Raw genomic sequence first — 11982 nt, forward strand, 5'->3', positions numbered from 1 at the left:
GGCTGTTATATTCCCGCATCAGCTCCGCTTTCAGCTTCTCGTTCACCGCGCTTTCCCCGTGCCGCTCGCTGACCACCTCAATCATCGCGTTAATCTGCTCCGGTGAGCACTTCCCGGCATCAACCACCTGCACACCGTTCTCGATGGCGAACCGCTCCACCTTTCGATAGAGGTAATCACACAGCTTCATTCCTGTGGGTTTGTCCCGTTCCCATTGCGGATTTTCACCGGTGAAAAAGTACGTGGCTTTTTCGTCGCTGTTGAGCCGCTCGTCATACATCCCGATGGATTTCATCATCGCCAGATGCTGGGCCCGGTCGACAAAACAGAAAACATACGCCCCGGTCTGCCAGGCGAGCACCACCATGTCTTCCAGATGCTCGCTGGTTGGCATAATGCAGCGCTCGCCGTCTTTGTCTTCCACGTCCTCAATAAATACCATGTACAGCGCCATAATCCCTCACTCCGTTGTCATAAATTTAAAGCACGCGAACAGCCTCTCCCGGTCCAGCTCCACCGTTTTGCGGGCCTCGCCGGTCTGTGGATTCACGATTTCATCCACCGCCAGAATCGCCCGCTGTACCCGGACAAGCGTCGGCCGGTCAGGGCAGATGTACCAGATTTCATCGATGCCGTTCGCCCGGCGGTTGAACAGATACCCGGACACCACTTCCTGATACCGCCTGCGGCTCTTGACGGTGCGCTCTACCTCAAATGCCACCGTTCTGCCGTCCAGCTCCGCCAGCGCGTCCGGCACTTTCATCCCTTTCAGGGCCATACGGTGCAGGTACCGCCAGCCGGTGGCCCCCCGGCCCTCCATGGAGAGGCGCAGGGACTGCACGGCCAGCCGGTGCGGCAGCTGCGCCGCCGACACCCTTGACGGCTGAAACGGAATAACGTCCGTCAGCGGCTCGTCCTCGTCGAACGAGAACGCCACCCCGTGCGGCGTCAGCCCCCACACGCTGACCTGACGGCCGTCAACCGGGTATTTCGCCCGGACCAGCAGCCCTTTCGCCACCAGACTGTCCAGGAAGCGGTAAACCGGCTGTACCGCCGCAATCCCCAGCCGTCGCGCAACCAGCTCCGCCGTGGAACACAGCTCTTCCCGCAGCCAGCGCAGGGTCAGCCGTGTTTTCTCCGCGTTCCGCGCCTGCCGCTTCGCGTGGCTGACGTTGTACTGCTCCAGTGTCATCAGTAAAGCCCCGCAAAATCATCATCCGCTTTTGGTCCGCCGCCGTCGGCCGGAGGCAGGTACTCCGCCAGCGGGTCCGTTTTCGCCAGCACCGGGAAGGTTTTCAGCGAAATTTCCCGGCGCTCAACCCGCAGCGGGCTGCTGAACGCCAGCCGCGCCACGCCCAGCCCGGTCATCACCGCGAACCCGTCAGGCAGGTGTTGCAGGGTGTTCACGTCAAACAGCGGCCGCGCCTCCTTCTGGATGAAGCTGTCGCCGCTGATGTGCTCCACGTTCCCCGCCTCCCGGCTGGCCCGGCGGCGCTCCACGTCCACCCGGATCTCCCCGGTCTGGCCCGCCGCCCACTGCGCGGACTCCTGGCTGGCCGCGCGATAGAACCAGCGGATCGGCGTGTTATCCAGTACCGTGGTTTTCACAAAATCAGCGGGCAGATCCTGCCCGCACTGACCGAAGTCGCCCAGCGACTGGTGCGCGAGCAGCAGGTTGCAGTCCCGGCTGCGCAGCGTCCCCAGCGCGTTCAGCACGTACTTCGACAGCAGATATTTAATCTCATCGAGCATGATGCTCGCGTGCGGCCACCTCCGGAACTCATCCCGCGCAATGATGATTTGCGCGCAGCGGGCAAACAGCATCTTCTGCACCCGGATCACCGCCTCATCGTCCATCGAGCCGATGACGTACAGGCAGCCGCCGCCGTTGATTATCCCCGCCACATCGATACCGCTGTCCGTCTGCAGGACGCTCAGGTCGGCCACGTTCTCCAGCTTGGTGATCAGCCCCTTCACGTCCTTTTTCAGGGCCTCCGGCAACGCGTACGCCGCCGCCAGCACCTGCTGAATGTTTGCCCCCTGCGGGAACTGCTCCGCAATCAGCTTCGCCGCTTTCTGCTCGCTGATGCGGTAGTGGTCCGCCACGTCGCCGGTCTCACTCAGGTTAAACCCGGCAACCAGCAGATTCTTCAGGGCGTACTGGTCGAGATCGCGGAACAGATTCAGCTGCGCCGGTTTCCCCGGCCGCAGATCCAGCAGGGTGAAGTCCGGGCAGTGCGCCCGGAAGACGTGCGGCGCCCACGCGTCCCCTTTGGGGTCGAAGTACACCACAGCGTCCCCGAAATCGCGTACGCAGCGAATGAGCGCGTTGGTGGCCATCGCGCTCTTGCCGCTCCCGGGCAGGCCGAGGATCTGAATATTGGTCTTGCGCCAGGTATCACGAGGGACCAGCACCGGCTGGCCCTGCTCATCCTTACCCAGAAACACCGCCTGCTGTTTCCGGGCCTGCTCCGTGGAAAAATCGGCCAGCGCGTTAACCGGTACCGGCTCCCCGAAATGCAGGTGGCGGACGTCTGTCATTTCTCCGGTCCGCTGGCTGCTGCGCCGGCTCTCCTGATTCAGTTTCGCGTTCACCGCCTCGTCAGCGGCCGCAAAATGACCATCAAGCAGCAGGAACGCCAGCAGCCGCGCCAGAAGGACGCCGGCGACAAGCCCTCCGGCACACCAGGCTATCCCGAACAGGTTAGCCGGCTGCAGCAGGTAATAATCTGCGTTCGCATAGAGGTCCGGGCGCAGGACGGTTTCTCCCCAGCTCTCGATAAACACGGCGACAACCAGCCCCCCCAGAAGGGCCAGACCGGCAGCGCCGGTCAGCCAGTACGCGTAGTTCCAGACATGTCGCCGTGCCCTGACCATCCGCCCGGGTGAATCCAGCGAGGCCAGCACCGAAAATGGCACAGTCCGGTTATTATCGCGCTTATAGCGATCGGCATACTCCCGCCGCGCCTTATGGCTCAGCCCCACAAAACGCATTCGGCCGGCCCAGAGTTCAGCCAGACCGAAAAACAGGCCGATAACCAGAAAAAAACCGGCCAGACTGTAATACTCCCGGTACAGCCAGCTGACCCACGGGTAAATCTGCCGGGCCAGCTCCGGGATATGCCACTGCCAGGCAAGCGAATCCGTATTAAACATGCAATCTCTCTCCTTCAGACGACGGGTTTACCGGCGTGATGCGCAGCCCCCGCTGCACAAGCCGCGGACATGCCCCAAGGCATGGCGGCGGCGGTCACGTCCGTGGTGATTGCGTTCAGCTTTCACCGCGGAGGCCAGCCTCTTTCCGCCCCATGCGGAAAAGGCGCAGCCCCGGAGGAACAACGAGCACGCCCCAGCGTGTGAGAGGAAAAGGCGGCACCCCAGTGCGGTCTTTTCCGGTGTTCCGGCCCCCGTCAGAGTTCGCCATAGCGAGCGGCTGACCACCCGCAAAATCAGGAGCAGCTTTGCTGCTTCGTCAGGTGCGTCCAGCACCGTGGATTTTTGTGGGTGGTCAGGCGTGAGCCTGACGGGGGCCGGGTGAATTTCTGGCGTGGCCGGCGTCCAGCCGGACAGAGCCAGAAAGAGGGGAAAAGACCGTGCGTCGGTGGCGTCCAGCCAGCGTAAGCAAGGTCTTTTCCCCTGAAGTCAGCCACGCCCCAGCGGGGATGACTTGCATTTCTCCGCAAGGAGAAAAAAGCAACAGAGATAGGTTAACGTAAAATGTTCAGCGAAAAACCGACATGGTTCACCTATCCTGATAATTGATCGTCAGGGAATAGAAAGACTTAATCAGGGGACAATATCCCACATCAGCGCGTCCGGTGACCGTCTTGCAGGTGCCGGGGAAATTGCGCCTCCTCGCTCACTCGGTCGCTACGCTCCGGGCGTGAGACTGCGGCGGGCGCTGCGGACACATACAAAGTTACCCACAGATTCCGTGGATAAGCAGGGGACTAACATGTGAGGCAAAACGGCAGGGCCGCGCCGGTGGCGTTTTTCCATAGGCTCCGCCCTCCTGCCAGAGTTCACATAAACAGACGCTTTTTCGGTGCATCTGTGGGAGCCGTGAGGCTCAACCATGAATCTGACAGTACGGGCGAAACCCGACAGGACTTAAAGATCCCCACCGTTTCCGGTAGGTCGCTCCCTCTTGCGCTCTCCTGTTCCGACCCTGCCGTTTACCGGATACCTGTCCGCCGTTCTCCCTTGCGGGAAGTGTGGCGCTTTCTCATAGCTCACACACTGGTATCTCGGCTCGGTGTAGGTCGTTCGCTCCAAGCTGGGCTGTAAGCAAGAACTCCCCGTTCAGCCCGACTGCTGCGCCTTATCCGGTAACTGTTCACTTGAGTCCAACCCGGGAAAGCACGCAAAACGCCACTGGCAGCAGCCATTGGTAACTGGGAGTTCGCAGAGGATTTGTTTAGCTAAACACGCGGTTGCTCTTGAAGTGTGCGCCAAAGTCCGGCTACACTGGAAGGACAGATTTGGTTGCTGTGCTCTGCGAAAGCCAGTTACCACGGTTAAGCAGTTCCCCAACTGACTTAACCTTCGATCAAACCACCTCCCCAGGTGGTTTTTTCGTTTACAGGGCAAAAGATTACGCGCAGAAAAAAAGGATCTCAAGAAGATCCTTTGATCTTTTCTACTGAACCGCGATCCCCGTCAGTTCAGAGGAGGACGATGGTGCCACCGTTCCGCCCTGAACATCCCGGATATAATTTGCCTGACATGCGGCCAGAAGAAAGCCAGCAACAATCAATATAAAAAGAAAAATAGTCTTTACCTTTTTCATATACTTTCCCTGTATTTAAAGACTCCGGCATTCATCCCTGAACACCGGAAGTCAGTATTTCAAATCATCCTTGATAATTTTTTGTTACCAGTTACCGTCCCGATAATCAAAAGCTATATAACAATTATCCACATCAGGTTTTATTTGATTTTTAAAAAATGGCTGTAGTAAAGGAACCCATTCTTTCTTCAAATCAAACTCACCATTATTAATATTATCCTTTAAAGGCATTCCCAAGCTTTCAATGACAGAACCATCGTCACCAAAGTCTTTAGAATACTCTTCCCCTTTAAACTCTTCAGTTTTCTTATCAAACCATGTCAAACGTAATTTAAGCCCCATATTTACCTCTCAAAGATATTTTTTAATGTTCCGTTTTGGATCTGGCCCTTTAACCTGCTTACCCGTTTTGGGATCAAATGCGCCTAGGTGTTCGCCATCACTGGCACGATACCCTTCAAGCTCACCGTGCTGGGAATCCCATTCATAAATTTTACGTTTTTTATCGCCATACCATCGGGCCCGCTTACCACCACCACCTTGTTTAGGTGTTTTAGGATCACCTCGCTTTAACTCTCCAAGTCCCTTTATGTCTTCTGTTTTAGGTACTGGATGATAATCATGGCCGTAGTCTTTAGTCCCCTTGCGAGGCTTGTTCTTTTCCTCATTTAACTTATTTTCTGCATCCTTCGCTTTTTTCTCCTTTTGTTTCCGGCTCTCCATCGCCCCGGTAAGTGCAGCCTTATCTCTGGATAAGGATTCATTCATTGCGTTTAAAGATGCCTGAGCCGCTTTTAATTTCTCATTCTGATTCTGAATATCCTTATCAAGATAGCGAACCTGATCCTGCCACCCGGAGCCATATTCATGAGGCGGGTTATAAGTCACAAAATCATCTTTATTTGCCTCTGCCTCTTTTACCTTTTTATCGGCTTCCTGAACAGCAGCCCTTGCACCGGGGAGCGCCTTCTCTGTCGATGCAATGCGGCTGTTTAAGGTCGCAATATTTTTATCTTCGGCATCCAGCTCAGCTTTCGCTTTATCATAGTCTCTTTTCAGCCCCTCTTCCGGATGAGCGGCGTCCCATGCCTGCTGGCGACGCTTTTCTTCCTCCTGACGCTGTTTTACCTGTGCCGGGGTAAGAACATCTGTCACCGACACATAAACCGGCTTCTGTCCGGTCTCTTTCGGGAAACGAATAACGGCCTCACGGGAGTTACCACCGGCTGTAAAACCAGCCGGACGTGAATCACCTTTTTCAGCAACAATGCCTTTTGGCGGGGCTTTCGCTGTCGGAACACCTTTCGGTACGCTCACCTGCAGAGACGGGAGACCCGGAATCGACACACTGAATACCCCCGGACGTTTTGTCGGTTTCGCATCCACCACAGGGACACTCATTGGCCGACCTGCGACAACCGCAATATGCTGCCGCTCATCCTTCACCACATCCACAACCCGTTGTCTGACACGAACCGTCGCCTGGTCCAGTGGTAAAGTACTTGCCGGAGTCTCCGTCACCGCATCGGCCGGTAATGACGTCATAATTTTTGACATCATTTTCGGATCATCTTTTGCAATCTCAGAAGGCAGCACACCGTAGATCGCAATCCCCCACAGACCAAACTTAAACGGCCCCTTCAGGGCAGCCAGCACATCAGCAACGGCGGCCGACAACGCATCGCCGGAAACTGATAAAGCCAGTCCTTCAGCCCCCGGAGTAGCCAGGGCAGGCAGACCGAAGGCCATCGCAGTGGCCGAAGACTGTCCGCCACCAGAGCTACCGCTATGATTGCCGCTGTTACCACCATTACCACCGGGTTTACTCCCGCCGTTACCAAACTCCCCCGGATTATAGTTATGAATATCTCCATTCGGCGTATGCGTCGTACCCCAGCCCGGCCCGCTGTTTGGATCCGTACCACCACCTGATGAAGGGCCACCTTTACCAGACGTACCGTTCACATTCCCACTGGCCTGACCACCATTATGTCCCAGACCTGAATTACCCGGACCTCGACCGTCTCCACCACTCATACCGTTTTCCTCTTTGACATTTAAAACAATAAATTAAAGCCAACATGTCGCGGTAGGGATACCCGTTACCGGATACCCCCCGCACAGATCCCGGCGTGCGCGATTTACGCACCGGGCTCCTGCCTCGGGTGTCTGGCGGTGAACCGCTCCACAGGCCATGGATGAAGAACCCGAACCCTTGGTAGCCATGCGGCTGCCAGTTTGTTTGCTTTCGTCCAGGTCGTATCATCCTTCTGGCTCCTGCGCCTGAGCGCCCGGCGCCAGAGGTTTGTTACGTGTGTCCTGAACTTCTGCATGGTGGGGAAGTTGCCCGGTACCGAGTGATAGTTCAGGTATCCCTGAACCACTCTCCTGAGCCATTTTCCCTGTTCGGGGATTGAGTAATGCCAGCGCCTTCGCAGCCCGTCTTTGATGGCTTTCAGAGTTGCCGTCATCCGATCCCGGCGGGTCTTTCGTATCAGCATGAACCTGCCGTTGCGATCTTTCCCGCTGATGTGCGTGAACCCGAGGAAGTTGAACGTTTCTGGTTTGCCTTTTCCCCTGATGGCACGGTTTTCGGCAGCGAAGCGGCCGAACTCCATCAGACGGGTTTTCTCCGGGTGAACCGTGAGTCCGAACTCCCTCAGTCTGCGCTGCATGGCTATACGGAAGCGCCGGGCATCGTATCGTTTGTCGAACCCGATGACGATGTCATCGGCGTATCTGACCATTACCACATTGCCTGTGGCATAGCGACGTCGCCACTGATGCGCCCACAGATCGAATACGTAGTGGAGGTATATGTTTGCCAGCAGCGGTGAGATGACCGCACCCTGTGGGGTGCCTTCCTCCGTTGCTCGCCATTGACCCTCCTCCGACGTCCCGGCTGTGAGCCACTTACGTATGAGCCTGATTACCCTCCGGTCGCCGATCCGATGCTCTGTGAACCTGATCAGCCATTCGTGGCTCACCCTGTCGAAGAACTGACTGATGTCGGCATCCAGTACCCAGTTTACGTTAGTGCGTACCAGCCCTGTGGCCAGTGCGTCCAGTGCATCGTGCTGGCTTCGCCCGGGTCTGAACCCGTATGAGAACCCCATAAAGTCGTTTTCATAGACTGCGTTCAGGATTTTCACCAGCGCATACTGGACGATCTTGTCCTCCAGCGAGGCGATGCCGAGCGGGCGTTGTTTTCCATCCGCTTTTGGGATGTAGTGACGCCTGCCGGGCTGCGCCCTGTAGCTGCCCTGATGTAGCCTCCGGTGCAGATCTGTTATGTTGTTCTTCATGTTTCCGGCGTAGTCCATCCACCTGATGCCATCCACTCCGGCGGCCGCTTTCCTGCTCAGGGAGAGGAATGCGGCTTCCAGTGCTTCGACTGTCAGCAGGTGGAACAATGCTGTAAACCGTTCTTTCTTCCGCTGCTTCGCAGCTTCCCGCACGCGTGACAGCCTCTGTGACATGCTTTCCCGGCTCTGTGTCCGGCGCATGTGTGGCTGTTCCGCGTTCCCCTTGGCCCCGCTCCTTCGCTCCACTGACTCCGCTCCTTTCGGGTTGTTCGCCTGCTTCGCCGCTACTATGAGCGAGTCCGACTTCTCCTCTCCGTACATCACCGGCTATGACTCCTCGTCTTCCCGGTGCGGGCCATCTCCGACACTGGCAGATGGTCAGAGGGGAGATCTCCCGGTTCCCGCGTAGAGATCGTATTGACATGCCAGGGTCTCAGACCCCGCCGGGTCCATGTGGCACTCGCAGTATCGCACCCTATGATGTTGCCTTCCGTTAACAGTACAACGTCGGCACCCGGTAATTTAATATACATTTCGTGGCTCAATGGCTGGCCTGTCAACACCCCTGTCAACGCTTCGCCCCATACCTCGCGGTATGCAACGCATGACTCGGGGACCTTGTGGATTGCTGGTCCTTCAATGGTCGGGGACTTTCACCCCTTGATCTCTACCGGTCTCCCGGCGCACACTGTACATATACACAGTATAATTATTACCTTACTCCTCCCGTTTTCAGGTGTCAATATATGAGATTAGTTCTCATCTTCAGGCACAAAAAAGCGCCCGGAGCCACCTGTAAGCAGATCGCGTCTTTTCCCGAAAATTTCTCATGGCAACAAATTTTATTATTTAAGACATTCATCACACTTACATTTCAGATGGTATAGACACATCTGAAAGCTAACTGGCATGAGGAGAGGACCTGCGGTTAAACTGTTCGGGAAACCTGAGACGCCCGGAGGCCACTATGACGCACCTGAAACTGACTCCCGCTGAAGAAAAGCGCCTGGCGGACGCCTTTGTCGCTCAGGCACTGGCCATGGGCCTGAAAGGGAACAAAACGCTGCCAAAGGCGGTAAAACAACAGGTGCGGGAAAGGGTGCTTCGTGCCATTCAGGACGAACGTGAAGCCAGGCGGGCGCAGGAAATGCGTCGGGAGAAATACGAGGCTACGGAAACCACCTTCACCTGGCAGCCACAGCGCCGCCGGTAAGGGGTATTTACCATAACGTCGCATTGCCCGCACCGCTCAGACGGTCTGAGGGCGTTTCCGGCGGCTACGGGATAAAACAGGCAACAAACCACCCGGAAAACCGCCGGAAACGCGCCCGGTAAATTGTAACCCGCTGCATGCCTATGCACGCAACTGCATGGCGGGCCGTTTGGTGTAAAAACGATACGATAAGCCGTGTTTATGTAAATGAACGTGGCCGTAAAGAGTGACAAATATACATGTAACATTTTTTACTGACAGGTCATCAACCCGATGCGTTTAATACCCTTTATCCTGCTGGCATTGTGCAGCCCCTTACTCCTGACGGCCTGTAAGCATTCCACCACCCAGCCGCCGAAAATTTATACTCTGGATAAGTCATCTAAAATCAGTAGCTACGCTGCGGCCATCAAGACCGCTGTTGAAATGCAGATGTTTGAACCAGAGGCCTATGCGGGAAAAATGTGCACCGTGCGGATATCCATACAACGTGATGGCACTCTGAACAGCGCCATTGCTGAAGGAGGAGATCCGAAACTCTGTAAAGCAGCAATATCAGCCGTTACCCACGCCAAAATTCCGCCGGCACCGGATGAAAATACCTGGCAAATATTCAAAAACGCCCCTCTGGATTTCAGACCATGAAAGCTTTTACTCTGACAGTGCTGGCGGCCATGTTCCTCACTCCGGTACATGCGATACCACTAAAACCCGTAACCACACTGCAGCCAACCTACCCGGTACAGGCCGCAGCAAAACGCATCGAAGGTCAGGTGACCGCCACGTTTGATATTCTGGACGATGGACGAGTGGACAACGTGTCGCTTACCGGCTGTCACCTTTTTTTTCGGGAAACGCTGACGGCAATGAGGCACTGGCTATATCCCGCAGGGCACCCGGCAATGCGACAGGTTATAAATTTTGAATTCAGTCTGAAAAATGACGGCTTACAGGATCCGCGACCAGTCACCACCCAAAAGCTCAATGATGATGGTTGCCGCCAGTAACAGGTCCTTTAACCCGCAGGCTGCAATAGTCCTGGATGATGAGTGAGCCTGTAGCAGCCCTGATTAGTGGAAGCGAAGCTGAAAAATGGGCAGCAAAAGCCGTATTTCTGGCAAATAGCGCCGCCACGGATTAAAGTAGTCATGTGTAATACATATGACTACAAAGGGGCTTTTATGTCATCAGCAACATCCATCAGGCTCGATGAAGAACTTAAGGACCGGCTGAAAACGCTGGCCGATGACCGGCACCGCTCAGCGCACGCGCTAATGCTGGAGGCAATCACCGAATACATCGACCGGGAAGAGAAGCGCAGCCAGTACCTGCGGGACGGACAGGCCGCATGGCAGCACTATCAGGAAACGGGTCTGCACCTTACTGCGGAAGAAGCGGAAGCCTGGATAAGTACCTGGGGAACTGAGAACGAGCAGGATGCTCCGCCATGCCACAGGTAACGATTTCCGCGCTGGCACAGCGCGATTTACAACGCCTTCAGGACTTTCTCAAAACCAAAAATCGGCTGGCAGCCAGAAAAGGAGGTGAGGTGATCGTCCGGGCTATCCAGCAACTGAAAACATTGCCAGACATTGGCCGCCCGGTGCCGTTTCTGCCGCTGGAATATAAGGAACTGGTGATCGGGTTTGGCGACAGTGGCTATGTGATGCTCTACCGCCACGACCGGGAAATGGACCAGATTGTGATCGTCACCGTCAGGCATCAGAAAGAATCCGGGTATCCGGGGGCAGACAGCCTCTAATAACCGATGACGGGGGCGCAATTCATTGCGTGGCCGTCGCCGGTTTGACAAGCGCAGCGCGTCAGAAAACCACATCCTGAACGGAAAAACGGGTAAAATTCAGCGATACATTTACCGTGAGAAATTACACACCTTTCACACCCGATAAAATCAGGGGTATACAGTGGCGAAAACATTGCTCAACCTTTCACAGGCAGCACAAGCCGCGGGCATTACCAGAAGAACGCTATACAATCATGTAAAACAGGGAAAGGTTACCGTGTCACGTGACGGGAAAAACAACCCTGTCGTGGATGTGTCAGAACTGATCCGTGTATACGGAAATGTGAATATCCCTGAGAAACAAATTCCCGGCATTTCACACCGTGAAAATACACAAAAAAATTTCCCACAGGAACAGCTTCTGGCAATGCAAAAGGAACTGGCCGATCTCCGGCAGGCTGTCACCCTGATGCTGGAAGATAAAACATCCCGGGAAGAAGAACGCCGCCAGCACGATGATGAGCGCCGGAAACTCCAGGCCGAAGTGGACAGATTGACAACAGAACTGACACAGAAGAAAAAACGCTTCTGGTCCGGCTGGTTTAGCTGAGAACTTACCGAAGGGAATGGAGAACATGACGAAGCAGGAAAAAACTGCCCTCAATATGGCTAAATTCATTAAGGATCAGTCGCTGCTGTTGCTGGAAAAGCTGAACGAGCTGGACATGGATACCCCGGCCGACATGTGCGAACGGCTTCACGAGGATGCGGAAACACTCTGGCAGGTGATGCGGGATAAGCTCGGGGAAGAATAACAGCACCGGCCATGCCGGTGCTGGCGTTATTTTTTGCCGAACGGCCACCACCGGCGGGCGGGTTTGTCCTCCGGCAGTTCAGGCACCGGCACGTTAAAATAGCGGCTGTTATATTC

General features: G+C 55.6%; 14 protein-coding genes. 7 read left to right on the forward strand and 7 right to left on the reverse strand.

Annotation, left to right across the window (positions count from 1 at the left end; all coding sequences use genetic code 11):
- The 7 genes from HGG74_RS20405 to ltrA all read right to left on the reverse strand — a co-directional run.
- On the reverse strand, positions 1 to 454 hold a 454-nt coding region (locus tag HGG74_RS20405), incomplete at its 3' end, for a hypothetical protein (protein ID WP_168489375.1).
- Between the two features lie 6 nt (positions 455 to 460).
- Positions 461 to 1192 carry a MobC family replication-relaxation protein gene (gene mobC, locus HGG74_RS20410; protein ID WP_071177728.1) on the reverse strand — a complete coding sequence of 244 codons (732 nt, stop codon included), beginning with the start codon at positions 1190 to 1192 and terminating at the stop codon, positions 461 to 463.
- On the reverse strand, positions 1192 to 3156 hold the full coding sequence (locus tag HGG74_RS20415) for a type IV secretory system conjugative DNA transfer family protein (protein ID WP_071177727.1): 1965 nt from the start codon (positions 3154 to 3156) through the stop codon (positions 1192 to 1194). The genes mobC and HGG74_RS20415 overlap by 1 nt, the downstream gene beginning before the upstream one ends.
- Before the next feature lie 1483 nt (positions 3157 to 4639).
- Positions 4640 to 4789 (reverse strand): colicin release lysis protein, encoded by a 150-nt coding sequence (locus HGG74_RS20420; protein WP_032440454.1) that lies wholly within the window; start codon positions 4787 to 4789, stop codon positions 4640 to 4642.
- An 84-nt stretch (positions 4790 to 4873) separates the two neighbouring features.
- The gene (locus HGG74_RS20425; RefSeq protein ID WP_032440455.1) at positions 4874 to 5131 is read right to left on the reverse strand and encodes a colicin E3-like toxin immunity protein; all 258 of its coding nucleotides are present in this window, start codon (positions 5129 to 5131) and stop codon (positions 4874 to 4876) included.
- Positions 5132 to 5140: 9 nt separating this feature from the next.
- Positions 5141 to 6826, reverse strand: a complete 1686-nt coding sequence (locus HGG74_RS20430; protein WP_032440457.1) for a colicin-like bacteriocin tRNase domain-containing protein — start codon at positions 6824 to 6826, stop codon at positions 5141 to 5143.
- Positions 6827 to 6930: 104 nt separating this feature from the next.
- The gene (ltrA, locus tag HGG74_RS20435; RefSeq protein ID WP_004152765.1) at positions 6931 to 8415 is read right to left on the reverse strand and encodes a group II intron reverse transcriptase/maturase; all 1485 of its coding nucleotides are present in this window, start codon (positions 8413 to 8415) and stop codon (positions 6931 to 6933) included.
- 646 nt (positions 8416 to 9061) lie between these two features.
- On the opposite strand from ltrA, the gene HGG74_RS20440 reads away from it, so the two are divergent.
- The 7 genes from HGG74_RS20440 to HGG74_RS20470 all read left to right on the forward strand — a co-directional run bounded on the left by HGG74_RS20440 (position 9062) and on the right by HGG74_RS20470 (position 11866).
- Positions 9062 to 9307: a hypothetical protein gene (locus HGG74_RS20440; protein ID WP_032440458.1), complete on the forward strand. Its 246-nt coding sequence runs from the start codon at positions 9062 to 9064 to the stop codon at positions 9305 to 9307.
- A gap of 273 nt (positions 9308 to 9580) precedes the next feature.
- A complete protein-coding gene (gene tolA, locus HGG74_RS20445; protein ID WP_001237044.1) occupies positions 9581 to 9952 on the forward strand; it encodes a cell envelope integrity protein TolA in 372 nt (123 codons plus the stop codon).
- Positions 9949 to 10314: a TonB family protein gene (locus tag HGG74_RS21810; protein ID WP_072354022.1), complete on the forward strand. Its 366-nt coding sequence runs from the start codon at positions 9949 to 9951 to the stop codon at positions 10312 to 10314. Before tolA ends, HGG74_RS21810 begins: the two co-directional genes overlap by 4 nt.
- 66 nt (positions 10315 to 10380) lie before the next feature.
- Entirely contained in the window at positions 10381 to 10767 is a 387-nt protein-coding gene (locus HGG74_RS20455; protein ID WP_312856926.1) for a CopG family ribbon-helix-helix protein, read from the forward strand.
- Positions 10755 to 11069, forward strand: coding sequence for a type II toxin-antitoxin system RelE/ParE family toxin (locus HGG74_RS20460; protein ID WP_071177730.1), 315 nt, complete (start codon positions 10755 to 10757; stop codon positions 11067 to 11069). The genes HGG74_RS20455 and HGG74_RS20460 overlap by 13 nt, the downstream gene beginning before the upstream one ends.
- Before the next feature lie 163 nt (positions 11070 to 11232).
- Positions 11233 to 11661 (forward strand): hypothetical protein, encoded by a 429-nt coding sequence (locus HGG74_RS20465; RefSeq protein WP_001140599.1) that lies wholly within the window; start codon positions 11233 to 11235, stop codon positions 11659 to 11661.
- A gap of 25 nt (positions 11662 to 11686) precedes the next feature.
- The gene (locus HGG74_RS20470) at positions 11687 to 11866 is read left to right on the forward strand and encodes a Rop family plasmid primer RNA-binding protein (RefSeq protein WP_000165970.1); all 180 of its coding nucleotides are present in this window, start codon (positions 11687 to 11689) and stop codon (positions 11864 to 11866) included.
- Positions 11867 to 11982: the final 116 nt, after the last annotated feature.

Source organism: Arthrobacter mobilis (assembly GCF_012395835.1).
Lineage (GTDB): Bacteria > Actinomycetota > Actinomycetes > Actinomycetales > Micrococcaceae > Crystallibacter > Crystallibacter mobilis.

Excerpts from the sequence above, each read along its gene's own strand:
- tolA (WP_001237044.1), top strand. The coding sequence starts at position 9,581 with ATGCGTTTAATACCCTTTATCCTGCTGGCATTGTGCAGCCCCTTACTC.
- HGG74_RS20425 (WP_032440455.1), bottom strand. The coding sequence starts at position 5,131 with ATGGGGCTTAAATTACGTTTGACATGGTTTGATAAGAAAACTGAAGAG.
- HGG74_RS21810 (WP_072354022.1), top strand. The coding sequence starts at position 9,949 with ATGAAAGCTTTTACTCTGACAGTGCTGGCGGCCATGTTCCTCACTCCG.
- HGG74_RS20420 (WP_032440454.1), bottom strand. The coding sequence starts at position 4,789 with ATGAAAAAGGTAAAGACTATTTTTCTTTTTATATTGATTGTTGCTGGC.
- ltrA (WP_004152765.1), bottom strand. The coding sequence starts at position 8,415 with ATGTACGGAGAGGAGAAGTCGGACTCGCTCATAGTAGCGGCGAAGCAG.
- HGG74_RS20415 (WP_071177727.1), bottom strand. The coding sequence starts at position 3,156 with ATGTTTAATACGGATTCGCTTGCCTGGCAGTGGCATATCCCGGAGCTG.
- HGG74_RS20470 (WP_000165970.1), top strand. The coding sequence starts at position 11,687 with ATGACGAAGCAGGAAAAAACTGCCCTCAATATGGCTAAATTCATTAAG.
- HGG74_RS20430 (WP_032440457.1), bottom strand. The coding sequence starts at position 6,826 with ATGAGTGGTGGAGACGGTCGAGGTCCGGGTAATTCAGGTCTGGGACAT.
- mobC (WP_071177728.1), bottom strand. The coding sequence starts at position 1,192 with ATGACACTGGAGCAGTACAACGTCAGCCACGCGAAGCGGCAGGCGCGG.
- HGG74_RS20460 (WP_071177730.1), top strand. The coding sequence starts at position 10,755 with ATGCCACAGGTAACGATTTCCGCGCTGGCACAGCGCGATTTACAACGC.
- HGG74_RS20440 (WP_032440458.1), top strand. The coding sequence starts at position 9,062 with ATGACGCACCTGAAACTGACTCCCGCTGAAGAAAAGCGCCTGGCGGAC.